This window comes from Ensifer sp. ENS02 (assembly GCF_014851885.1).
Taxonomy (GTDB): domain Bacteria; phylum Pseudomonadota; class Alphaproteobacteria; order Rhizobiales; family Rhizobiaceae; genus Ensifer; species Ensifer adhaerens.
In genome coordinates this window covers 143188-165160 of sequence record NZ_JACVAO010000015.1, presented here as the reverse complement: position 1 = coordinate 165160, position 21973 = coordinate 143188, and the positions used below count along the sequence as shown (strand labels likewise).

General features: G+C 63.9%; 22 protein-coding genes. 11 read left to right on the top strand and 11 right to left on the bottom strand.

The window, feature by feature from the left end; genetic code table 11:
• The 4 genes from IB262_RS27900 to IB262_RS27885 form a co-directional block, all read left to right on the top strand.
• A partial coding sequence (locus tag IB262_RS27900; RefSeq protein WP_192494004.1) for an aldehyde dehydrogenase family protein occupies nucleotides 1-725 on the top strand: 725 nt, incomplete at its 5' end.
• 55 nt (nucleotides 726-780) lie between these two features.
• On the top strand, nucleotides 781-2526 hold the full coding sequence (gene araD / locus IB262_RS27895; protein WP_112975125.1) for an L-arabinonate dehydratase: 1746 nt from the start codon (nucleotides 781-783) through the stop codon (nucleotides 2524-2526).
• A 517-nt stretch (nucleotides 2527-3043) separates the two neighbouring features.
• Nucleotides 3044-3430 (top strand): hypothetical protein, encoded by a 387-nt coding sequence (locus IB262_RS27890; protein ID WP_089045052.1) that lies wholly within the window; start codon nucleotides 3044-3046, stop codon nucleotides 3428-3430.
• 231 nt (nucleotides 3431-3661) lie between these two features.
• Entirely contained in the window at nucleotides 3662-4330 is a 669-nt protein-coding gene (locus tag IB262_RS27885; protein ID WP_112975124.1) for a hypothetical protein, read from the top strand.
• 51 nt (nucleotides 4331-4381) lie between these two features.
• On the opposite strand, the gene IB262_RS27880 is transcribed toward IB262_RS27885, so the two are convergent.
• From IB262_RS27880 to IB262_RS27865, 4 genes are all read right to left on the bottom strand, one after another.
• Complete coding sequence (locus tag IB262_RS27880) at nucleotides 4382-5239, bottom strand: transglutaminase family protein (RefSeq protein ID WP_089045050.1); 858 nt, start codon at nucleotides 5237-5239, stop codon at nucleotides 4382-4384.
• Between the two features lie 115 nt (nucleotides 5240-5354).
• On the bottom strand, nucleotides 5355-6293 hold the full coding sequence (locus IB262_RS27875; RefSeq protein WP_034803460.1) for an alpha-E domain-containing protein: 939 nt from the start codon (nucleotides 6291-6293) through the stop codon (nucleotides 5355-5357).
• A gap of 3 nt (nucleotides 6294-6296) precedes the next feature.
• Nucleotides 6297-7691, bottom strand: coding sequence for a circularly permuted type 2 ATP-grasp protein (locus IB262_RS27870; protein WP_034803477.1), 1395 nt, complete (start codon nucleotides 7689-7691; stop codon nucleotides 6297-6299).
• A gap of 234 nt (nucleotides 7692-7925) precedes the next feature.
• Nucleotides 7926-9005: a YeiH family protein gene (locus IB262_RS27865; RefSeq protein ID WP_112975123.1), complete on the bottom strand. Its 1080-nt coding sequence runs from the start codon at nucleotides 9003-9005 to the stop codon at nucleotides 7926-7928.
• 80 nt (nucleotides 9006-9085) lie between these two features.
• Here IB262_RS27865 and IB262_RS27860 point away from each other — a divergent pair, with 80 nt between their 5' ends.
• From IB262_RS27860 to IB262_RS27850, 3 genes are all read left to right on the top strand, one after another.
• Nucleotides 9086-9955, top strand: a complete 870-nt coding sequence (locus IB262_RS27860; protein ID WP_112975122.1) for a LysR substrate-binding domain-containing protein — start codon at nucleotides 9086-9088, stop codon at nucleotides 9953-9955.
• An 82-nt stretch (nucleotides 9956-10037) separates the two neighbouring features.
• Nucleotides 10038-10493 (top strand): GyrI-like domain-containing protein, encoded by a 456-nt coding sequence (locus IB262_RS27855; RefSeq protein WP_112975121.1) that lies wholly within the window; start codon nucleotides 10038-10040, stop codon nucleotides 10491-10493.
• Between the two features lie 182 nt (nucleotides 10494-10675).
• Nucleotides 10676-11551, top strand: a complete 876-nt coding sequence (locus IB262_RS27850; protein ID WP_034803471.1) for a DMT family transporter — start codon at nucleotides 10676-10678, stop codon at nucleotides 11549-11551.
• A 146-nt stretch (nucleotides 11552-11697) separates the two neighbouring features.
• Here the strand turns inward: IB262_RS27850 and IB262_RS27845 are convergent, their stop codons facing one another.
• The 3 genes from IB262_RS27845 to IB262_RS27835 form a co-directional block, all read right to left on the bottom strand.
• A complete protein-coding gene (locus IB262_RS27845) occupies nucleotides 11698-13248 on the bottom strand; it encodes a DEAD/DEAH box helicase (protein ID WP_060528915.1) in 1551 nt (516 codons plus the stop codon).
• Nucleotides 13249-13542: 294 nt separating this feature from the next.
• Nucleotides 13543-14643, bottom strand: coding sequence for a DNA alkylation repair protein (locus IB262_RS27840; RefSeq protein WP_112975120.1), 1101 nt, complete (start codon nucleotides 14641-14643; stop codon nucleotides 13543-13545).
• A gap of 38 nt (nucleotides 14644-14681) precedes the next feature.
• A complete protein-coding gene (locus tag IB262_RS27835; protein WP_034789021.1) occupies nucleotides 14682-14981 on the bottom strand; it encodes a hypothetical protein in 300 nt (99 codons plus the stop codon).
• A gap of 143 nt (nucleotides 14982-15124) precedes the next feature.
• On the opposite strand from IB262_RS27835, the gene IB262_RS27830 reads away from it, so the two are divergent.
• Nucleotides 15125-15799 (top strand): YafY family protein, encoded by a 675-nt coding sequence (locus IB262_RS27830; protein WP_090298358.1) that lies wholly within the window; start codon nucleotides 15125-15127, stop codon nucleotides 15797-15799.
• A gap of 127 nt (nucleotides 15800-15926) precedes the next feature.
• A complete protein-coding gene (locus IB262_RS27825) occupies nucleotides 15927-16376 on the top strand; it encodes a host attachment protein (RefSeq protein WP_034789016.1) in 450 nt (149 codons plus the stop codon).
• Nucleotides 16377-16430: 54 nt separating this feature from the next.
• On the opposite strand, the gene IB262_RS27820 is transcribed toward IB262_RS27825, so the two are convergent.
• Nucleotides 16431-18017 (bottom strand): trimethylamine methyltransferase family protein, encoded by a 1587-nt coding sequence (locus IB262_RS27820; RefSeq protein ID WP_060528880.1) that lies wholly within the window; start codon nucleotides 18015-18017, stop codon nucleotides 16431-16433.
• A gap of 166 nt (nucleotides 18018-18183) precedes the next feature.
• On the bottom strand, nucleotides 18184-18900 hold the full coding sequence (gene mnmD, locus IB262_RS27815) for a tRNA (5-methylaminomethyl-2-thiouridine)(34)-methyltransferase MnmD (RefSeq protein WP_112975119.1): 717 nt from the start codon (nucleotides 18898-18900) through the stop codon (nucleotides 18184-18186).
• Nucleotides 18901-18939: 39 nt separating this feature from the next.
• On the opposite strand from mnmD, the gene IB262_RS27810 reads away from it, so the two are divergent.
• The gene (locus IB262_RS27810) at nucleotides 18940-20082 is read left to right on the top strand and encodes an FAD-binding oxidoreductase (protein WP_112975118.1); all 1143 of its coding nucleotides are present in this window, start codon (nucleotides 18940-18942) and stop codon (nucleotides 20080-20082) included.
• Between the two features lie 58 nt (nucleotides 20083-20140).
• On the opposite strand, the gene IB262_RS27805 is transcribed toward IB262_RS27810, so the two are convergent.
• On the bottom strand, nucleotides 20141-20530 hold the full coding sequence (locus tag IB262_RS27805) for a PRC-barrel domain-containing protein (RefSeq protein WP_034789006.1): 390 nt from the start codon (nucleotides 20528-20530) through the stop codon (nucleotides 20141-20143).
• A gap of 225 nt (nucleotides 20531-20755) precedes the next feature.
• On the opposite strand from IB262_RS27805, the gene IB262_RS27800 reads away from it, so the two are divergent.
• Complete coding sequence (locus IB262_RS27800; RefSeq protein WP_089045045.1) at nucleotides 20756-21559, top strand: DUF1045 domain-containing protein; 804 nt, start codon at nucleotides 20756-20758, stop codon at nucleotides 21557-21559.
• On the opposite strand, the gene IB262_RS27795 is transcribed toward IB262_RS27800, so the two are convergent.
• Nucleotides 21556-21954 (bottom strand): NUDIX domain-containing protein, encoded by a 399-nt coding sequence (locus IB262_RS27795; RefSeq protein WP_348646591.1) that lies wholly within the window; start codon nucleotides 21952-21954, stop codon nucleotides 21556-21558. The genes IB262_RS27800 and IB262_RS27795 overlap by 4 nt on opposite strands.
• Nucleotides 21955-21973: the final 19 nt, after the last annotated feature.

Sequence of the window (21973 nt, the reverse complement as noted above, 5' to 3'; positions counted from 1 at the left end):
TCGAACACAATCGCAAATACCAGCTGGAGATGGGCGGCAAGAACCCGTTCGTCGTGCTTGACGACGCCGATCTTGCGGTCGCGGTCGAGGCGGCGGTCAACTCCGCCTTCTTCTCGACCGGCCAGCGTTGCACCGCATCTTCGCGCCTCATCGTCACCGAGGGCATTCATGATCGGTTCGTGGCGGCCATGGGCGAACGGATGAAGGGGCTTGTGATCGACGACGCCTTGAAGGCCGGCACCCAGATCGGCCCAGTGGTCGATGAGAGCCAGCTCAACCAGGACACCGACTATATCGCCATCGGCCGCCAGGAAGGCGCCAAGCTTGCCTTCGGCGGCGAGCTTCTGAAGCGCGACACGCCCGGCTTCTACCTGCAGCCGGCGCTGTTTACCGAAGCGACGAACGCCATGCGCATCAGCCGGGAAGAGATCTTCGGGCCGGTCGCGTCCGTCATCCGCGTCAAGGACTACGATGAGGCGCTCACGGTCGCCAACGACACGCCCTTCGGTCTGTCCTCGGGCATTGCCACCACCAGCCTCAAGCACGCGACCCATTTCAAGCGCAATGCCGAAGCCGGCATGGTGATGGTCAACCTGCCGACGGCGGGCGTCGATTTCCACGTGCCCTTCGGCGGGCGCAAGGGCTCGTCCCATGGCTCGCGCGAGCAGGGGCGCTACGCCGCCGAGTTCTACACCACCGTCAAGACGGCCTACACGCTCGCCTGAAGCACGCCGTCATCGGGCCCGCGTGAACGGTGCGGGCCGCATAAGGAAGGAAGAGATGAAGAAGAAAGCTGAATGGCCGCGCAAGCTGCGTTCGCAGGATTGGTTCGGCGGTACCGGCAAGAATGCCATCATGCACCGCTCCTGGATGAAGAACCAGGGCCTGCCCGCCGACACCTTCGATGGCCGGCCGATCATCGGCATCTGTAACACCTGGTCGGAGCTGACGCCGTGCAACGCGCATCTGCGTGATCTCGCAGAGCGGGTGAAGCGCGGCGTCTACGAGGCCGGTGGCTTCCCGGTCGAATTCCCGGTGTTTTCCGTTGGCGAAAGCACGCTGCGGCCCACGGCGATGATGTTCCGCAATCTTGCGGCCATGGACGTCGAAGAGGCGATCCGCGGCAATCCGGTCGATGGCGTCGTGCTGCTCGGCGGTTGCGACAAGACCACGCCGAGCCTGCTGATGGGGGCTGCCAGCGTCGACATCCCTGTCATCCTCGTTTCTGGCGGCCCGATGCTGAACGGCAAGTGGCGCGGCAAGGATGTCGGCTCGGGCACGGCGATTTGGCAGTTTTCGGAAATGGTGAAGTCCGGCGAGATGTCGCTCGCCGAATTCATGGATGCGGAGCAGGGCATGGCCCGCTCGGCCGGCAGCTGCATGACCATGGGCACGGCCTCGACCATGGCCTCGATGGCCGAAGCGCTCGGCATGACCCTGCCCGGCAATGCGGCGATCCCTGCCGTCGATGCCCGCCGCCGGGTGATCTCCCAGCTCTCCGGCCGCCGCATCGTCGACATGGTCAAGGAGGATCTGAAGCCTTCGGATATCCTGACGAAGCAGGCCTTCGAGAACGCCATTCGCGTCAACGGCGCTGTCGGTGGCTCGACCAACGCCGTGCTGCACCTCTTGGCGCTTGCCGGCCGTGTCGGTGTCGACCTCAGTCTCGACGATTGGGATCGCCTCGGCCGCGACGTGCCGACGATCGTCAACCTGCAGCCGTCGGGCAAGTACCTGATGGAGGAGTTCTATTATGCCGGCGGCCTGCCGGTCGTGATCAAGGCCGTGGGCGAAATGGGCCTCCTTCACAAGGATGCTGTGACCGTCACCGGTGACACGATCTGGAACGACGTCAAGGATGTCGTCAACTACAATGACGACGTCATCGTGCCGCGCGACAAAGCGCTGACCAAGTCCGGCGGCATCGCGGTGCTGCGCGGCAATCTTGCGCCCAAGGGCTGCGTGCTGAAGCCGTCCGCCGCATCGCCGCACCTGATGCAGCACAAGGGCCGGGCGGTCGTGTTCGAGAGCATCGAGGACTACCACGCTCGCATCAATCGCGATGATCTCGACATCGACGAGACCTGCGTGATGGTACTGAAATATTGCGGCCCGAAGGGTTACCCGGGCATGGCCGAGGTCGGCAACATGGGCCTGCCCCCGAAGGTGCTGAAAAAGGGCATTACCGACATGATCCGCATCTCCGATGCGCGCATGTCCGGCACGGCCTACGGTACGGTCATCCTGCACACGGCGCCGGAAGCGGCCGATGGCGGCCCGCTGGCACTGGTTCAAAACGGCGACATGATCGCCGTCGACGTGCCGGCCCGCACCATCCATCTCGATGTCTCCGACGAAGAACTGGCCCGTCGTCGCGCTGCCTGGGCGTCGCCGGTGATGCCGCTCAAGGGTGGTTATGCCGGCCTCTACGTCAAGAGCGTTATGCAGGCCGACACGGGCGCGGATCTCGACTTCCTCGTCGGTCCGCGCGGCGCGGAAATTCCGATGAACCGCGACAGCCACTGACGCTGTCGGCGCGAGAGCGGACAGTTCGCTCTTGTCTTTGGCGCTCAACACAGCTTGCGTCATAACAGACGCGCAAAGGCCGCCGTCGCACCGTAATTGCGGTGCGACGGTCCCAGGTGCCAGCGTCGAGGAGGCCGCTGCGAGCTGAGCAGGCTTGGCGCACCCGCAAGCATCGTCGCGGGACGGGACCTGTAACTTTTATGCTCGCACTGACCCGCGACCGTCTTCATCGCTGCAATCAGCCCTAGTCGGCGGGCCTGTTCATCTTCCCTTACCTTTGGGTAACCACTGACCGCGCGGTGCGTATTGGCCTCGCAGCGTCGACGTCATAGTTTTCTCCCGCGACGTTGCGTGCCTGCAGGTGGGCGGCCGCGGCAGTGCTCCATTGATCGGAGACGATCGAAGGATAAATGCAACAGCCGAACAGCCGTCAGCTATCTTGCGGCGAGAAGGAGCATGCGCCTCGGCTTGGCCGTCGGAGCGTGTCGGAACCTATGATCTAAGGGAGTGAAGAAGCGTGCCGTTAACAGATCTTATCGATTCGTATTGCGCTGCCTGGTCGTCGGAGGACGCCGAGCAGAGGCGGGCGTTGCTGGTGCCGATCTGGGCCGATGGCGCAACGTACACGGACCCGACGGTTCATGCCGCCGGTGCAGAAGAACTGCTCGCGCACATTGCAGGTATTCAGGCTGGGCACCCGGGCGCGCGTATTACTCGGACAAGCGACGTGGATGTTCATCATGGGATCGCACGCTTCGCCTGGCGATTTGTGATGCCCGACGGATCATCTTTCCCCGAGGGTCTGGACATCGCATTCCTCGATCCCAACGCGACGCGCATTACGCGCATCATCGGTTTTTTCGGGCCATTGGCCAGCCTTCCAGCGTCATCAGACGTCCTTTGATCGGCTAAGAGCCTCAGAGCGATCACCGCACCACTTTCGGTGCGGCGATCCTGTTTGGGTGCCAAGGCCATCGTTTCGAAAAGACACGCCTTCGGCCGCATCTTTGCCCTGTGTTATCCACACCGGGCAAAACCCTCGCTTTTCGGCTGATCCGCTGCAACCGGCAGCAACCCTGCGACGTATCCCCATTGTCGGGGCCATTCCGACCCTGACCTTGTTAGGAGGACGATCATGCGGAGGAATGTACTTGCGTTGTCGCTCGGTCTTCTTGCGACGGTGGCGCTGTCCCAGCCGGCATTTTCACAGAGTGCGAACGGTCTTGGCGTCGGCGTGTCCGTCGGTGGCCCGAGCGGGCTGAACGCCAATGTCGGACTTGGTGGCTCGAACGGCCTTAAGGCCGATGTCGACGCATCGCTCGGTGGCGCAAACGGCGTCAATGCCAACGCAAACGCCTCGATCGGCGGTGCGCAAGGCGTCAACGCCGATGTGCAGGCGAGCGCCGGCGGCGCCAATGGCATCAACGCGGATGCCGATGTCGGCCTTGGCGGCGGAAAAGGGCTCAACACTTCGGTCAATGCCACGGTCGGTGGACGGAATGGCCTGACTGCTGGTCTCAAGGCCAATGCAGGCGGCGGCAACGGCGTCGGGCTTGGGCTCGGCGTGGGAATTGGAACGGGATCCGGCGGCGGGAGCTCCGGGGGTGGCGGCAGCGTTGGCGGTGGAACCGGAGGCGGTTCGGGAGGCTCGGTTTCACCAGGCGCTTCGATGGCCGCGTTCAATGCACTGCCCGCCGGCGAGCGGGTCAAGCTGATCAAACGCTGTCGCGATGTCGTTGGCGGCGGTTATGACAGCGGGCTGGTTTCGCTCTGCCGCATCCTGCAGGCGAGCGCCTCGCGGTAGTTGCAACACCCTGCAGCTTCGGCGGGGCGTCGCCGCCGCCCCGTCTCCGACCTACTGACTCTGATTTTGGCTCTGGCCCCGGGCCTGGCTTTGATTCTGGCTTTGGCTTTGCTGCTGCTGTTCGACCGTGACCGACACCTTCAGCGTCTCCTTCGCCTCGCCGTGGATCAGCCCGGAGATGGGGGCGGCGTCGCGGTAGCAGAGGCCGGAGGCGATGCGGACATAGCGATCATCTGGGCAGATCTTGTTGGCTGCATCGAAGCCGACCCAGCCGAGCCCGTTGAGGTGCACCTCGGCCCAGGCGTGGCTGGCCGTCTGTTCGGGGTGTCCCTCCATCATCAGGTAGCCCGAGATGTAGCGCGCCGGTAGATCGAGCGAGCGCGCCGCTGCGATCAGGATATGGGCATGGTCCTGGCAGACGCCCTGGCCGCTTTCCAGCGCATCCTCGGCCGTCGTTTCCGCATGAGTCTCGCCGGGTTTGTACGTCACCGCCTCGTGGATCGTCTCCATCAGCGCATGCATGCGGGCGAGGGCGGTGTCACCTTCGGCGGATTTTGCGAGCTCGCGGATGAGCTTTCCGGCCTTGGTAAGCGGTGTTTCGCGTGCAAAGAGCCACAGCGGCACATAGGACTGGTGCGGGCCGAAGACGCCGGCGCGGTCCTCCGTGTGGACCTCGCCGGAGGCCGTGATATGGATCGTTTCGCGGTCGCCGTCGATGCTGACGAGGTGAACACGGTTGCCGAAGTGGTCGTCGTAGTTCACTTCGATCGCAGCGCCATCGACGAGGGTTTCCCAGCCGAGCACGGTCTGGCCCACCTGGGTGAGCGGCGTCAGCCGCAAGCGCTGCAGGGCATACTGCACGGGCTCGTCATAGTGATATTCGGTCGTGTGGCTGATCTTCAGGTGCATGCCATCCTCCGATCTAGAACGCTTCCGATCAAAACGGAGTTGTGAAAGCGCTCTATCTCCTTGTTTTTACGCAATTCCAAACGCGAAACGGCGTTACACTTTCGCTGAAACTGCTCTAGTAGAATCGGTAGCCGTCGGAGATTTCCTGTCCCAGACGGTTGTTGTGGCTGATGAATTCTTCGAGATACTCATGCAGCCCCTGATCCATGATGTCCTTGATCGACTGGCTGCGCAGCGACGCTAGCGTCCGGTCGGCCGTCTCGTGGGCGGCATGGCGTTCGCCATACTCCCGTTCGAGGTAGCCGAGGTTGCTGGCGATCTTCTCGTAGCAATACGCAAGCGAGCGCGGCATGCGGCCGTTGGAAATCAGGAAGTCGGCGATGTTGGCGGGGCGAAGTTCGGCGTCATAGACCCAGCCATAGGCGCGATGCGCCGAGACCGAGCGCAGAATCGATTCCCATTGCACATTGTCCATCGACGAGCCGACGGCTGCGACCGCCGGCAGAAGCACGTAGTACTTCACGTCAAGGATGCGGGCGGTGTTGTCGGCCCGTTCGATGAAGGTGCCGATGCGCGAGAAATTGAAGATCTCGTTTCGAAGCATGGTGCCGTGGAAGGCACCACGGATGAGGCCGGCGCGGCGCTTGATCATGTCGATGATCTCCGGCATGTCCGTCGGGCGCGCCTTCTTCGACAGCATTGCCCTCATCTCGAGATAGCACTCGTTGGTGGCTTCCCAGGTTTCGCGCGTCAGCGCCGTGCGCACCATGCGGGCATTGTGACGGCCCGCCTCGATGCAGGACATCACGCTTGAGGGATTGGCCCGGTCGCGCAGCAGGAAGTCGATCGCGTCGATGCTCGTCAGCGTCTCGTGCACCTCGTCATAAAGTTCGCGCACGCCCGCACTTTGCAGCACTCCGTCCCAGTCGCCCTCCGTTGCCTCGCTGCGGGTCAGCGCCATGCGCAGGCCGGCATCGATCAGCCGGGCGCTGTTTTCGGCGCGTTCGATATAGCGGAACATCCAGTAGAGGCCGTTTGCAGTTCTTCCCAGCATCTCTCAGTCCTCCAGCACCCAGGTGTCCTTGGTCCCGCCACCCTGGCTGGAATTCACGACGAGCGAACCGGCTTTCAGCGCCACGCGCGTCAGTCCGCCGGGGATGATCTGGACCTTGTCGGAGACGAGGACATAGGGGCGAAGGTCGACGTGCCGGGGCGCGATGCCCTTGTTGACGAGGATCGGCACGGTGGAAAGGGAAAGCGTCGGCTGGGCGATGTAATTGGTCGGGCGGGCTTTCAGCTTCTCGGCGAAGACGGCGCGTTCCTTCCTGGTCGCCGTCGGGCCTACCAGCATGCCGTAGCCGCCTGAGCCGTGGACCTCCTTGACCACCAGCTCTTCCAGATGCTCGAGCACGTATTTGAGGCTCTGCGGCTCGGAACAGCGCCAGGTCGGGACGTTTTCCAAGAGCGGCTTGCGGCCGGTATAGAACTCGACGATCTCGGGCATGTAGGAATAGATCGCCTTGTCGTCGGAAATTCCGGTGCCGGGCGCGTTGGCAATGGTGATGTTGCCGGCGCGGTAGACGTCCATGATGCCAGGAATGCCGAGGGCGGAATCCGGTCGGAAGGTGAGTGGGTCGAGGAAGTCGTCATCGACGCGGCGGTAGAGCACGTCGATCGCCTCGTAGCCGCGGGTGGTGCGCATCTTCACCTTGCCGTCGATCACCCGCAGGTCCGATCCTTCGACGAGCTCGACGCCCATCTGGTCGGCGAGGAACGCGTGCTCGTAGTAGGCCGAATTGTAGATGCCGGGCGTCAGCACCGCGACGCGCGGCTTGCCGCTGCAGCCGGGAGGTGCGAGCGAAGAAAGGCTCTGGCGCAGCAGGTAGGGGTAGTTCTCGACCGGGCGCACGCGGTTTTGATGGAAGAGTTCCGGGAACATCTGCATCATCGTTTCGCGGTTCTCCAGCATGTAGCTGACGCCGGATGGGGTACGCGCGTTATCTTCGAGAACGTAGAACTGGTCTTCGCCGGTTCTGACGATGTCGGTGCCGACGATATGGGTATAGACGCCGCCCGGCGGGCGGAAACCGATCATCTGCGGCAGGAAGGCTTCGTTCTTTTCGATCAGTTCGCGCGGGATGCGGCCGGCGCGGATGATTTCCTGCTTGTGGTAGATGTCGTCGAGAAAGGCGTTGAGCGCGATGACCCGCTGTTCGATGCCCTGGGCGAGCTTGCGCCATTCGCGGCCGGAGATGATGCGGGGGATGAGATCGAAGGGGATGAGCTTTTCGGAACTGTCTGCGTGTCCGTAGACCGCGAAGGTGATGCCGGTTTTCCGGAAGATGTTCTCGGCGTCCTTGGATTTCGCTATGAGCCGATTTCTGTCCTGGCTGGCATACCAATCATGATAGGTCGAATATGGCTGGCGCGGACTGCTGTCCGCATTCATCATTTCGTCAAATGCCAAAGGCGTGGTCCCCTTATTTTTGACCATTTGAGTACAAGGCTGGTTGCAATGCAAGAAGCGTGCTCAGTCGCCTGAAAAGAAAGTTGGCCACGCCAGAAGCGCCCGTTCGCGGGGAAATCTGCCCAACGACAGGGCAGCCGCATCCGGTCGCAGAAAGTGGTTGCGACCGGGTGGGCAAGAAATATGCACTTGCTCTAAATTTGGACGCGGGCGCCGAAGCTAGCCGAGACCCAGGCAGACGATCGCGAGGACCGCGAGGAGACAGAGCACCAGCAGCGACAATGTGGCGGCAGCACTTGCACGCGGCCCGCAATGGGCGAGCGCGCGGATGTCGACCTCAAGGCCGAGGGCGGCCATCGCGATGACCGTCAGCCAGGTGGAGACCGTCACGGCGTCGGTCGCGAGTGTGTCGGAGATTGCGCCGCTGTTGCGGGCGATCGCAACGGCGAGGAAACCCAGAATGAACCAGGGAACGAAATGGAGGATCGTGGCGAGGCGCGACTTCCGTTGTCTGGGCGCTTTGCATTCCGGCTCGGTATCGCGGCTGCCAATTAGCGAGAAGCAGAAGACGACGGGGCCGAGCATCAGCACGCGCACGAGCTTGACCAGCGTGCCCACCTGGACCGAGAGCGGGCTGAAGGGGCTGGCCGCGGCCAGGACCTGGGGTACGGCATAGACGGTCATGCCGGCAAAGACGCCGTAGCCCTGGGGCGTCATGCCGAGCCAACCGCCGACGAAGGGCAGCGACAGGACGACGGCGATGCCGAGGATGGCGGTAAAAGAAATTGCAGCTGCGACCTCCTCGCCGCGGGCACCGATGGCCGGTGCGACGGCGGCGATCGCCGAGTTGCCGCAGATGGCGTTGCCGCAGGCAATCAAGGTCGCCAGGCGTTTCGGCAGCCCGAGCATGCGCGCAATCAGGTAGCCGGTGGAAATCGACAGAAGAACCATGGCGACGATGGTGACGAGCAGGGTCGGCCCGCTCGCTGCGATCGCGTCGAAGCTCAGCATCGCGCCGATCAGCACGATCGCTGTCTCCAGCAGGACTTTCGCCGAGAAGTGGATGCCGGAGAGGAAGCGGGGGCCGGGTGTCCAGAGGCTGCGGACGATAGCGCCGAGAAGGATCGCGAGAACGAGCGCTTCCAGCCAGGCGCGGCCGGTCCAGCGCCGCTCGATCCATTCCAGACCGATGGCCGCAAGTGCGACGAGACAGCAGAGAAAAAGGCCCGGAAGAATGCACGTCAGGCGGGAGGCGACTGAGGAAAATTGGGAGCGAAATGGGGAATGCGATCTGGACATGGGCGCAACCTACGCTCATCCATGAATCAGTCTAACGGATTATTCTTGTCATTCTGATCGATTTTTGCGATTGATCTTCCATGACACTCGATCAGCTTAAAATCTTCGTCGCGGTCGCCGAGCGGCTGCACATGACCAAAGCCGCCGAGGCGATGAACGTCACGCAGTCGGCCGCAAGTGCGGCCATCGCGGCGCTCGAAACCCAGCACGACATCAGATTGTTCGATCGCGTCGGCCGCGGCCTGACGCTGACCGATGCCGGCAAGATCTTCCTGCCGGAGGCAAAGGCGGTGCTCGCCCGGGCGCTCGCCGCCACCGCCTGCCTGCGCGATCTCTCGGAGCTTCGCCGCGGCGAACTGTCGATCGCCGCCAGCCAGACGGTCGCGAGCTATTGGCTGCCGTCGCGCCTTGCCCGCTTCACCCACGACTATCCCCAGGTTGATGTGAAGCTCACCGTGCGCAACACGGCCGTCGTCGCCGAGGCGGTGGAAGAGGGCACGGCGCAGCTCGGCTTCGTCGAAGGGCGCGTGGATGGCGCCAAGCTCGACCATCGCCGCGTCGCCGTCGATCGCATCGCCGTCTATGCCGCGCCCTTGCACGCGTTCGTTGGGGCTGCCGTCAATCTGGCAATGCTGCTTTCTGCGCGCTGGGTGCTGCGCGAGGAAGGCTCCGGGACGCGGGCAATGTTCCTGCAATCGATGAATGATCATGGAGCAGACGTCGATCGGCTCAGGATCGAGCTTGAGCTGCCCTCGAACGAGGCGGTGCTGACGGCGGTCGAAAGCGGTCCTTTCGTCACGGCCGTTTCCCGGCTCGCAGCACAACCTTTCGTCGATAGCGGCCGGCTCGTGGAACTGCCGTTCGAACTGGCTGAGCGCAGCTTCGAGCTTTTGACCCACCGCGAGAGGCAGTTCAGCCACGCGGCGCGGGCCTTCGTGGAACTGCTTTGAGGCAAATTCCGTTTTGCTCCAGGGCTTGCCATGCGGGAGACCCCTGGCAATCGCTGCAGGATCTCTTTTTTAAGAGGCGACCATGGTGTTCGAAATTGTCGAGAGACCCGCACAGCGCATTTCCGGATCGTTCTGGGAGGGCACCTTCGGCGAGGCGGCCGATGGTGCCGTTCGCCGGCTGATCGCCGAAATGCAGGGGCATCACCAGCATCTTCATCCAGGCGATCATGCAGCCTTGGTCGGCATCTCCTGGAACGATCGCCCGGCTGGATTCCGCTATCTCGTCGGCTATGTTTCCGACAAGGCCGAGACGACCGTGCATCCAGGCTTTGTCGACCTGCCGGCCATGCGCTTCGTCACGGCCCTGCATCACCCTGACAGCGGCGACGTCTTTGCCCATTACCAGAGAATGTTCGACTGGATCGCGGCCGAAGGCCACGCGGTCGATACCGCCTTGCTGCACTATCGCGAGGAGTACGATCCCGGTTTCGTCTCGCTGTCGCTATCCTCGCTCAGGCTGATGGTTCCGATTGGCTGATGCTTCCCATCAGAAAAATTGCTTTGACGATCAATACCGGCGCGGATACTTGCATGAGTGCTTAAATCGGAGGGATTTGAGCGCGAAATCAGCGGCAGATCAAAGCGTTACAACGGCCCGACGCGCTTCAGCGAAGGCGGTTCATTGCTTCCACCTGCCGCCGTCATTCCGATAGGCTCACCATGCTCGCCCGTCTGGCTCCCGCCATCTTCGTTCTGCTCTGGTCAACCGGCTGGGTGGTGGCGAAATATGCTGCGGTCTACGCAGATCCGCTGACCTTTCTCGTGTTGCGCTACACGCTGGCGATCGCGCTCTTCATCCTGTTCTGCGTCGTCACCGGCGCACGATGGCCGAAGTCCTGGAAAATGGCCGGTCATGCGATCGTGTCCGGCATGTTCCTGCACGGGCTCTATCTCGGGTCGGTCTGGTGGGCGATCGGCGAGGGCGTGCCGGCCGGCATTTCCGGCATCATCGCCGGCCTGCAGCCGCTGATGACCGCGGTCGCCGCGGCCTTCGTCATCGACGAGAGGCTGAGCACGCAGCAGAAGCTCGGGCTGGTGCTCGGCTTCTTCGGCATTGCGCTTGCCGTCCTGCCGAAGGTGCTGGCGATCGACACGGGGGCGACGCCGATCCACTTTCTGCCTGTGATCATCAATGTGCTCGGCATGGGTGCCGTCACCTATGGCACGCTCTACCAGAAGCGCCATCTGCAGAGCGGTGACATCCGCACCATCGCAGCGCTGCAATATCTCGGCGCGCTGATCGTGACGATCCCGCTGGCGCTGATGCTCGAAGACCTGCACGTCACCTGGAACCTCCAGGTGGTTCTGGCACTTGCCTGGTCGGTTCTCGGGCTCTCGATGGGCGCGATCGCGCTGCTGCTTTATCTGATCCGTCGGGGGCAGGTGTCGCGCGCAGCGTCGCTGATCTATCTCGTGCCGCCGCTTGCCGCCGTGCAGGCGTGGCTCTTCTTCGGCGAAGCGCTGACGCTGCCGATGGTCATCGGCACCATCATTGCCGTTGCCGGCGTCTATCTCACCAACCGCAAGCAGGCGTGAAGCACGACGCGCGAAAGTGTGAAGTGGTTTGCAATAGCGACATGCGCATGGCTCAAAACTAAAACGGCGGGCCGAAGCGACCCGCCGTTCACATTTCAAAGTTCTACGCTGGCTTTTGCGCGCCCGGTTGACGCGCAGCGCCTCGGTCAGCCCTGGTGGCCGCGATTGCCGCCATTGCCCCGACGCTGGCCCTGGCCACCTTCGCGACGCTCGCCACCGCCACGGTTTTCGTTGCGGCCGCCATGGTTGCGGTCACGACGTTCGCCCTGCTTCTGGCCGGGACGTCCGTGGTGCTTCTTGCCTTCGTGGTTGCGGTTGCCTTCGCCACGGCCGTCGGTCTGCGGATGGCCGTGATCGCGGCGCTCCTGGCGCTGCGGGCGACGCTCGTCGCGCAATAGGTCGTCACCGGTGAAGCCGCTGGTCGCAGCAACCGGCTCGCCGGCCGGACGCTCACGGCGCGGCGGACGGCCGCCGTTCTGGTGGTGACCGCCGCCATTGCCCTTGCGGTGGCCGGCGCCGTTGTTGCCACGGCCGCCGCGGCCCTTGGCCGGACGCGCCTGGTCGGCGGGAGCCTCGCCGCTGGCAACGGCAATGTTGATGCCCATCAGCTTCTCGATGTCGCGCAGCAGGCGGATTTCGTCCGGCGCGCAGAAGGCGATGGCGATGCCGTCGCGGCCGGCGCGCGCGGTGCGGCCGATGCGGTGAACATAGGCATCCGGCACTTCCGGCAGGTCGTAGTTGTAGACGTGAGTAACGCCGGGGATGTCGATGCCGCGGGCGGCGACGTCGGTCGCGACCAGCACGCGGATCTCGCCGTCACGGAAGGCCTTGAGCGCGCGCTCGCGCTGGCCCTGGCTCTTGTTGCCGTGGATCGAGGCGGCCTTGAAGCCGACGTGGTCGAGATGCTTCATCAGCTTCTCGGCGCCATGCTTGGTGCGGCTGAAGATCAGCGACAGGCCGTCCGGGTTCTCTGTCAGCGTCTTCTTGAGGATGGTCGTCTTCAGGTCCTTGCCGGGAACGAAGTGAACATACTGTTCGACCTTGTCGGCAGCCTTGCCCGGAGGCGTGACTTCGACCTTGACCGGGTTGGTCAGGTACTCGCCAGCAAGCTCGGCGATCTGCTTCGGCATGGTGGCCGAGAAGAGCAGCGTCTGGCGGTTCTTCGGCACCAGCTTGGAGATCTTGCGCAGGTCGTGGATGAAGCCGAGGTCGAGCATCTGGTCGGCTTCGTCGAGAACCAGGTAGCGGCCCTGCGTCAGCGTCACGGCCTTGCGGGCAACGAGGTCGAGCAGGCGGCCGGGGGTTGCGACCAGGATGTCGACACCGCGGGCGAGCTGTTCGGTCTGCTTGTTGATCGAGACGCCGCCAACGACAACGCCGATCTTCAGCGGTGACTTCTTGACGAACAGCTTGAGGTTGGCGGCGATCTGGTTGACCAGTTCGCGGGTCGGCGCCAGAACCAGGGCGCGAATGTTGCGCGGATCGGGGCGCTTGCCTTCGGCAACGAGCTTCTCGATCATCGGCAGGCCGAAGGCGGCCGTCTTGCCGGTGCCGGTCTGGGCGAGACCGATGAGATCGTTGCCCTTCAGCACCAGCGGGATCGCCTGAGCCTGGATCGGGGTCGGCTTTTCGAAGCCGTTGGCAGTCAGGGTTTCCAGAATGTGCTCGGAGAGGCCGAGATCTTTAAAGGTGGACAAATGCATATACCTTTTGGGGGCGCCAAACGCATTCGCCGGAACCGCATTGTTGCTGTTCCGGTGTCGTTCGGCGTCAAGAACCCCGCGTGAATTGGGAACTTGTGGGTTGAATTAAGTCGTCAAGCGCCTGTGCTGTACCGCCTATCGCGGTGATATGTGCGCTATCCTTCTTCACGGCTTTCGATGTCTGCCGAGGGCGCGCTCACGCGGCGGCCGGAAGGTGACGCTGGGCACCATGTCGTTGGTTTGGACGAAAAAGTCAAGGTCCATCTTTTCGCAGGTGCGAAATGAGATCTACTCAAGCGCGAGATCGAAGCCCGCTTCTGCCGCTTCCTGGCCGTTGACGAGGATGACGATGCGATGCGCGCCCGGGTAATAGCGACGGGTCGTAATGGGCCGGATCGCATGGCGTTTCTCGATCTCGATCGAGCCGCCGGGGACAAGCGTCGCGGATGTCCACTTGAAGACTTTCGGCGAGGTCGCACCGTTTGCCTTGCGATGGTGCACAGCGTAGTCGATCATCACCTTCTGGCTCGTCTCGGCGTCATGGCTGACGGCGAGGCGCAGGCCGAGGCTTTCGCCAAGCACGATGTCCGAACGATCGAGCGAAAAGCGCGCATTGATGCCGGCCGGGGGAGCGAAACCGAAATTGCCGAGCGCGTCCGCGTGCCCCTGCTTCAGCAGCGTGCGCGAGGCGTGGCGCAGAAGCTGGCGGCGCTCCGGCGATGCGTCGCCGATCTGTTCGGCGACGAAAGCAGCCACCAGATCCGAATGGTCCTTGGCGATGTCGTTGAGGCTGTTGGCAACCGAGCGGCGCACATACTCCTCGGGGTCGTCGAGAAGCGCGGTCAGGATCGGCAGGATCGGCTGCGGATCGCGGATGAGCTGCAGCAGTCGCATCGCCCAGGGCAGGCGCGGGCGGGTGCCTTCGCTCGCCAGTCGCCGGACGTGATGGTTGGGATCCTTCGTCCAGTCCCGGATCGTCGCGAGGGCGCGCTCCTGGTCGCGATCGATGAAGACGCGGATGCCGAACTCGGCTGTGAAATGCGGCGTCAGCGCCCGCAGCAGCGACAGCGAAAGGTCGAAGTCGTCGAGGCCGCGCAAGGCGACGTACTGGCTGAAGGGCAGGAGCGACCAGCCGCTGATGCCGTCGGCGCCTTCGCGAGGAAGGCAGGCGTGGAGGTTGGCGGCCGCCTCCGGAAACGCCTTCGGCAGCGTCTCGACCAGCGCGTCGCGGATCTGCAGCGAGCGCTGCATCAGCTCCAGCGCCTCCAGCCCGTCACCCGCAAGCGCCACGAACCTCTTGCGGTCGAAACCGGCGGCGTTGCGTTCGAGCGCATCGGCGATGGCGATGACGACACCGGGGTGCAGCAGATTCTTCAGTGGTTCGGCCATCGCTCAGGCAGTCCTTTGCTCGTCCAATTCCGGGCCGGTCAGATCCTCTGGCCGCCGCTAAAATGCTGCACGAGCATTACCGCGCTGATCGTCGCTGCGTAAGGTGCGAACTCCGGATCGACCCGGACGCGCTCTCCGGCCGATTGCGCAGCCTCCAGTGTCTCCCATTCGACCAGGTCTGCGAACATGCCCGAGGTCTCGCAGGAATCGACCGCACGCCAGGAGACGAAGCCCGGATAGCGGGAAACGGCCTGCATCGCTCGCTGGCGCGTGGCTGTGGCCGCCGGCCTGTCGGTGACGATGCAGACGGCGAGTTCAAGGATGTGATCGCTGGTCATGATGAGGCTCCCTGTGAGTTGTCGCTTGATTTAACACAGGGCAACTGACAGCCTTATGGCCATTATCGACGGTGCCGTGCTTGTGGACACGCGAGGCGCGCGGTAGCCCTTTTGAACGAAGTCTTGCCGCGGGGAGGCCAGGCATGAGACCCGCCGACCGGCTGTTTCGCATCATCCAGCTCCTGCGCGCGAGCGGCCGGGTGATGACGGCGCGCGAGATCGCCGAGAAGATGGAGGTCGCCCAGCGCACCATCTATCGCGACATGGAGCACCTGATCGCCTCCGGCGCGCCGATCGACGGCGAACGCGGTGTCGGCTATCTCCTGCGCGGTGCGTTCGATGCGCCGCCGCTTGCCTTTACCTTCGAGCAGCTGGAAGCGCTCGCTTTCGGCGCCCGCGCCGTGCAGATGCTCGGCGACGGCAGGCTCGCCCAGGCGGCGCGCGAGGCGATGGAGAAGATCGCCCATGGTCTGCCGCCCGAACATCGGCAGCGGCTGACAGCCGCGCCCCTTCGCGCCTTCCGCTCTTCGCTCCAGCCGGAACCGCCGGCGCTGCTCGGCGAGATCCGCCTGGCGATCGCCGGTCGCCGCAAGCTTCGCCTGGCCTATGACAGCCTCAAGGACGAACATTCCGAGCGCACCATCTGGCCGCTCGGCCTCAGCGTCTTCGGCCACTTCTGGCTGCTGACGGGCTGGTGCGAACTGAGGTCGGATTTCCGCGATTTCCGGGTCGACAGGATCAGCACGCTTCATGTCCAGCGCGAGCGTTACGAGGTGACGCCGGAACGCAGTTTCGAAGCCTATATCGCGCGGATGTGAGCGGCGCATCCGGCCAAATAATCAGCATCATCGGCACCTTCCGATGGAACCGGATCGCCGCTCGCTCGTTTCCTTTACAGGGTCTTCATGACCCTTCGCGATCCACACCTTTCACTGGGAGACAATCGTGCAGAACCGGACTTGGATACTGGCCGCGGATGGCAACACCGCGCGCATCGTCAAGGGCGTGAACCTGTTGAAGGAAGAGCGCCAGCGGCCGGAGGAGGAGACCTTTCACACCGAACCGAAGCGCGTTCAGGATATCATGGCCGACAAGCCGGGCCGGTCGCATTCGTCCGTCGGACACGGACGCTCGGCCATGGAATACAAGAGCGATCCCGTTCGCGAGGAGCAGCAGCGCTTTGTTGCGGACGTGGCCGGAAGGCTGGAGAGCTACGCCGCCAACCATGCCTTCGACAGCCTGGTGATTTGCGCAGCACCCCGGACGCTTGGCGATCTCCGCAAGCAGCTTTCCGCCCATGTCCGCGAGCGGACAGTCGCCGAGATCGACCGCAACTGCGTGGCTGCAACCACCGAGCAACTGATCGCAACGGCACGGGCCGCGGTGTTCCCTTAAGGCTCGGCCGCAGCCGGACTTCGTAACGCTTTCCGGTTTACCCAAGGCGTCCCGTCAGAAGTCGGTGGGGACGCCGCCCTCGGCCTTGCGCTTGGCGACAAAGGCATCGAGTTCCTCCTCGATCGCCGGATCGAGGGGCGGGCGCTCGTATTCGTTCAGCTTCTGTTTGAAGATCCGGTTGGCGTGATCGTATGTCGTCGGCCGCCCGGCTTCGGTCCAGGTCTCGAAGTTGCGCCAGTCCGACAGGATCGGTGAATAGAAGGCGGTCTCGTAGCGCTGCAGCGTGTGCAGCGTGCCGAAGTAATGGCCGCCCGGGCCGACGTCGCGCACGGCGTCGAGGCCCAGCGCATCTTCGCTGACATCAAGCGGGGTCAGGTATTCCGCCACCATCTGCAACATGTCGACGTCGAGAATGAACTTCTCGAAGGAGGCCGTAAGCCCACCTTCGGTCCAGCCGGCGGCATGCATGACGAAATTGCCGCCCCCTTGCGTCAGCGCCCAGAGCGACATGGCGGATTCGTAGGCCGCTTGAGCGTCCAGCGTATTGGCGGCGTTGGTGTTCGAGGTGCGGTAGGGGATGTTGTAGCGGCGGGCGAGCTGGCCCCCGGCGACCACCGCCTTCATGTATTCCGGCGTGCCGAAGGCGGGCGCTCCGGTCTTCATGTCGACGTTGGAGGTGAAGCCGCCATACATCACAGGTGCGCCGCGCCTGACCATCTGGGTGAAGGCGATGCCGCAGAGCGCTTCGGCGTTCTGCTGGACGAGCGCACCGGCGATCGTCACCGGCGCCATGGCGCCGGCGAGCGTGAAGGGCGTGACGACCACCACCTGGTTGCGCGAGGACATCTCGATGATGCCCTGCAGCATCGGCCCGTCGAGCCGGAGCGGCGAGGAGGTGTTGATGATGGTGAAGAGCGACGGCTCGCGCTCCATCTGCTCCATCGTGATGCCACGGCCGATGCGGGCGATCTCGATGCCGTCGGTGTTGCGCTGCTTGCCCAGCGAATAGACGTGGAACACCTTGTCGGTGAGCTTCACCATGTCGGAGAGGCAATCGAGGTGGCGCACCGAGGCATGGATGTCGACCGGCTCGACCGGATAGCCGCCGGTCGTGTGGACGATGTCATAGGACTGCGCGAGCTTCACCAGCTTGCGGTAATCTTCCTGGTTGCCGGTGCGGCGGCCGCCGTCCCGGTCTGCGACGAACGGCGCGCTGGCGATCTGGGCGAAGACGAGATTGTTGCCGCCGATCGCGACATTGCGGGCCGGGTTGCGGGCGTGCATGGTGAAGGCCGGAGGAACAGAGGCGATCATGTCCATGATCAGGCCGCGGTCGAAGCGCACCCGGTCGGTGCCGGGCGTCAGGTCGGCGCCAGCCGCCTTCATCCGCTCGCGCGCCTCCGGCAGGATAACGTCCATGCCGATCTCTTCGAGGATCGTCAGCGATGCCTCATGCACCGATTCAAGTGCATCATCCGAAAGTACGGTGGATTTCGCCAGCGTATTGACAAGATTGAGATATTTCCCGCCGGGAGACTTGCGCACACGCTCGGCGCTGCGCCCGCCCGGGCGGCGTCGGCGCTCCAGCGGGGTCGAGGTTGCGTCGCCGGTTGCTGCATCGGGAAACTGATCGTCGTTCATGAAAGACCCACCGTGTTGCCGATGGGGAGTGTGTCGCAGATTCGAGGCGGCGATGGCCCGCCATTTGCGACAGTTCAGTTCTCTTGTGGAGTAAAACGCTTGCGCTGACGCATTTCTGCAGTCGGGTGGCGCAACCGTTCAAGACAGGCCGCAATCGCGACCAGCGCTAGGCTCGGTCGCCCCGCAGCATCTCGCGTTTGCCGGCAAAACCCTTGCGCTTCTCGACGGCAAAGCCTGCGGCCTGCAAATTGCGTCGGACGAAACCGGCGGCGGCATAGGTGGCGAAGCTGCCGCCGGGCGTGGTCTTTTCAAAGACCAGCCGCATCAGTTCCTCCGACCACATGTCGGGATTGCGCGACGGCGCGAAGCCGTCGAGATACCATGCTTCGAACGGGTCTTCCGCGCGGGCGACGCCGCCGAGTGCCGCGCCGCAGACGACCGTGAGGCTGACGCCGTCACCAAAGTCGATCTGGACATCACCATCAGGCTCGGCCGGCCAGCGCGAGGCCAGCGCCTGGCGCTCCGTGTCGATCTCCGGCCAATGGCTGAGGGCGCGCGAAATCTCTTCGGCCGCCATCGGAAAGCGCTCGAAGGACACGAACTGCAGCTGGTCGCCAGCGGCCGCGGTCATCTTCCACTGGCGCCACGTCTCGCAGAAATTGAGCCCGGTACCGAAGCCGAGTTCGCCGATGCGGAAGGTGCCCGCACCGACCCAACGATCGGGCAGGCCGTTGCCCGACAGGAAGACGTGGCCGCACTCCAGCCGCCCGTCGGTGCGGCAATAAAAGTGATCGCCAAACTCCCGGGAATAGGGCATATCGCCCTCGTGCCAATCAAGGTTCTGGTGCGCCGGGGGCTCGATCGGGTCTGCGGATCCTGTCATGGCCAAGGCGATAATCCGCCGGCCGGAGAAGGTCAATCGATGAGCGAGCTTTTGGTCGTCGGCTGCGGCATCATGGGGCTGTGGGCCGCCATTTGCGCCACGCGCAGGGGCATGACCGTGCGGGTCGTCGAGCAACAAGCGATCGGCGCAGGTGCCAGCGGTGGCCTTTTGGGCGCGCTCATGCCGCATATGCCGGATCGCTGGAACGATAAGAAGCAGTTCCAATTCGACGCGCTTGTGACGCTCGAGGAAGAGATCGCGGCGCTCGAGGCGGAGACAGGCCTTTCGACCGGCTATCGGCGGACGGGTCGTTTGATCCCGCTTGCCAAGCCTCACCTGCGCGATATCGCCCTCCGGCACGAGCAGGATGCACGGAGCCATTGGCGCGCGGCCGACAGGCAGTTCCACTGGCACGTAAAGGACGACGGGCCTGAGGGCTGGCCGGGTGCTGCCGCGGCGGCGCATGGCATGGTCTTCGACACGCTCGCCGCACGGGTTTCGCCGCGTCGCATGCTCGCTGCGCTCCGCACAGCGCTCCTGCAGGCACCGAACGCCTATTTAGACGAGGGCAGGGGCGTGCGCCGGATCGAGCCGGAACACGGCCGGGCCGAACTCGACGATGGCACCCGTATCGATTTCGAGCATTGCATCATCGCGGCCGGCGTCGGCAGTTTTCAACTGATCGACGACGTGTCGGTGCCGCTGGCGGAAACGAGCGGCACGGCTGTCAAGGGGCAGGCGGCACTGCTGCGGGCGGACATCGATCCGGCGCTTCCGGTGATCTTTGCCGACGGCGTCTACATTATTGCCCATGACGACGGCCATGTGGCGGTCGGCAGCACCAGCGAAAACAGTTTTGCCGATCCCCTGTCGACGGACGAGCAGCTGGATGAGCTGCTTCGGCGCGCCGTAGCGCTCGCGCCGCGCCTGGCGGGTGCCGAGGTGGTGGAGCGATGGGCAGGGTTGCGCCCGAAAGCGACGGGGCGCGAGCCGATGGCAGGCCGGCATCCGGACCATCCGAACGTCTCGGTCCTGACCGGCGGGTTCAAGGTGAGCTTCGGCATCGCCCACCGCCTGGCGCGTTTCGTCGTCGAAGAGATCGCCGGTTCTCCGGCGATCGATATTCCCGATTCTTTCTTCTGCCGGAATCACATAACCGCACTTCGCGAGAAACGTCTTTAGGGCCGGACATGCGAAGGGCCCCGCCCGCGGCGGGACCCGAAAGATCGAAAGTCAGGCATTACATCCAGTAGGGCGGCACGCCGTAGTAGTCGTAGACACGGCGTCCGTTTTCCGCGTTCCAGTCGTATTCTTCGGTGCCGTGATATTTCGGCGCGTTTTCGACCTGATCGCGAGTCACATCAGTGCGATAGCCGCCGAGCTTCTCGTCATAGGTCAGCTTTGCCCAAGGCAATGGATAGTGGTCTTCACCGAGGCCGAGAAAACCGCCGAAGCCGAGCACCGCATAGGCGACGCGCCCGCTGCGCTTCTCGATGATCACGCGCTCGATCGAGCCGATGTGTTTGTCGTCGGGGCCATAGACCCTCGTGCCTTCAACCTTGTCGCTTGCGATCAGGTCGTGGGTCTCCTTGATCCGGGCGTCCTGAAGGTTCGCATTGTGATAGGTCACGCTTCTTCTCCATCCTTGTTTTCCTACCTTTTAGGAACGGGCGATGGCCCGGATGGTTCCGAAAAACGAGGGGCGACGTTCGGACCGCTGCCGCGCTCATCCCCGGCCGACTTCGTCAATCTGTCACGCAAATCACCTAAGACGCGGCCATTGGACAAGTCGGGGTGAGGGCGGAAAACCGCAGCTATTGCTCATCCTGCGCTGACGGATACCCGGAGCCAGCCGATGCGCTATGCCATTTGTTTTACGCCGCCGATGGCCGACCCGCTTTCCGCGACCGCTGCAAGCTGGCTGGGGCGCAATGTCTATTCCGGGGAACCTGCCGAATTGCCGTCGGTCGCGGGCTTGAGCGCCGCGGATGTCGCCTATCACACGGCGGTTCCGCGACGCTTCGGCTTTCATGCGGTGATGATGTCGCCGTTCCGCCTGCATCCGGACATGACGGAACCGAAGCTTCTGAAGGCGCTGATGCATTTTGCCGGCGCCCAGACTCCGTTCGAAATCGATCGCCTGGAGGTCGCCCGCATCGGCCGGTGCTTCGGGCTGATGCCGCAGGTGCCGAGCACGGCCATGCATCTGCTTGCGGCCAACGTCGTCCAGGAGTTCGACGCCTTCCGCGCGCCGCTCAGCGAAGACGAGATCGAGCGCTCCGATCCGGATCGGCTGACCGCGCCACAGTTCTCCAACCTGCACCGTTGGGGCGATCCGCATGTGATGGACGAATACTGTTTCCACATGATGCTGACCGGTCCGCTTGCGCCAGACGCGATGCGGCGGGTCGAGGCGCCGCTTCGTGACCTGTTCGAGTCCTGCCTATCAAAACCGCTTTCGATCGGCAGCCTTGCGCTGTTTGTCGAGCAGGAGACGGGCGCACCCATGCGGGTGCATTCGCAGCACCCGCTCGGCAAGATCTCGACGAACACGCGCGCAGAGCGGGCGAAGCGGGCCGCCGCCGACCCGTCGCTGGCGCCGCAAGGCGCGGTCCGGCCGCTGCCGCTGATCGTCGCTGCGCTGATGGCGCAGCGCTAACCGGAAACGGACGCGGGCGAAGCTGCAAAGAGCAGCGCTTTCGGATAGGGCAGGCCGAGGTCCGGCATGTCCGCCGGCGCGAAGTAGCGCAGCGACTTCGTTTCGCCATCGGTGATCGGCTGCTGGGAACCGACGATCCGGCATCGATAGAGGGTAACCACATATTCGACGTGGTCGCCGTTCGGGTAGGTGTAGCGAAACGCTTCTCCGCCGAAGACGCCCAGTATCCGCTCGACCGAGACCGGATAGCCGGTTTCCTCCATAACCTCGCGGATGACCGCATCGACAGGCGTCTCGCCCGGCTCGATCGCGCCGGCCGGCAGGCTCCAGCCTTCGCCACTTGCTTTCTCCTGCAAGAGGACCCGGCCGTCGCAATCGACAATGACCGCCGCCACTGACGGGCAGAGAAGCAGG

Bases quoted from the DNA above. Each gene is read 5' to 3' on its own strand.
- IB262_RS27870 (WP_034803477.1), bottom strand. From the start codon at position 7,691: ATGATGAATGCGGACAGCAGTCCGCGCCAGCCATATTCGACCTATCAT.
- IB262_RS27800 (WP_089045045.1), top strand. From the start codon at position 20,756: ATGCGCTATGCCATTTGTTTTACGCCGCCGATGGCCGACCCGCTTTCC.
- mnmD (WP_112975119.1), bottom strand. From the start codon at position 18,900: ATGACAGGATCCGCAGACCCGATCGAGCCCCCGGCGCACCAGAACCTT.
- IB262_RS27855 (WP_112975121.1), top strand. From the start codon at position 10,038: ATGGTGTTCGAAATTGTCGAGAGACCCGCACAGCGCATTTCCGGATCG.
- IB262_RS27860 (WP_112975122.1), top strand. From the start codon at position 9,086: ATGACACTCGATCAGCTTAAAATCTTCGTCGCGGTCGCCGAGCGGCTG.
- araD (WP_112975125.1), top strand. From the start codon at position 781: ATGAAGAAGAAAGCTGAATGGCCGCGCAAGCTGCGTTCGCAGGATTGG.
- IB262_RS27835 (WP_034789021.1), bottom strand. From the start codon at position 14,981: ATGACCAGCGATCACATCCTTGAACTCGCCGTCTGCATCGTCACCGAC.
- IB262_RS27880 (WP_089045050.1), bottom strand. From the start codon at position 5,239: ATGCACCTGAAGATCAGCCACACGACCGAATATCACTATGACGAGCCC.
- IB262_RS27820 (WP_060528880.1), bottom strand. From the start codon at position 18,017: ATGAACGACGATCAGTTTCCCGATGCAGCAACCGGCGACGCAACCTCG.
- IB262_RS27875 (WP_034803460.1), bottom strand. From the start codon at position 6,293: ATGCTGGGAAGAACTGCAAACGGCCTCTACTGGATGTTCCGCTATATC.
- IB262_RS27840 (WP_112975120.1), bottom strand. From the start codon at position 14,643: ATGGCCGAACCACTGAAGAATCTGCTGCACCCCGGTGTCGTCATCGCC.
- IB262_RS27830 (WP_090298358.1), top strand. From the start codon at position 15,125: ATGAGACCCGCCGACCGGCTGTTTCGCATCATCCAGCTCCTGCGCGCG.
- IB262_RS27810 (WP_112975118.1), top strand. From the start codon at position 18,940: ATGAGCGAGCTTTTGGTCGTCGGCTGCGGCATCATGGGGCTGTGGGCC.
- IB262_RS27865 (WP_112975123.1), bottom strand. From the start codon at position 9,005: ATGTCCAGATCGCATTCCCCATTTCGCTCCCAATTTTCCTCAGTCGCC.
- IB262_RS27885 (WP_112975124.1), top strand. From the start codon at position 3,662: ATGCGGAGGAATGTACTTGCGTTGTCGCTCGGTCTTCTTGCGACGGTG.
- IB262_RS27850 (WP_034803471.1), top strand. From the start codon at position 10,676: ATGCTCGCCCGTCTGGCTCCCGCCATCTTCGTTCTGCTCTGGTCAACC.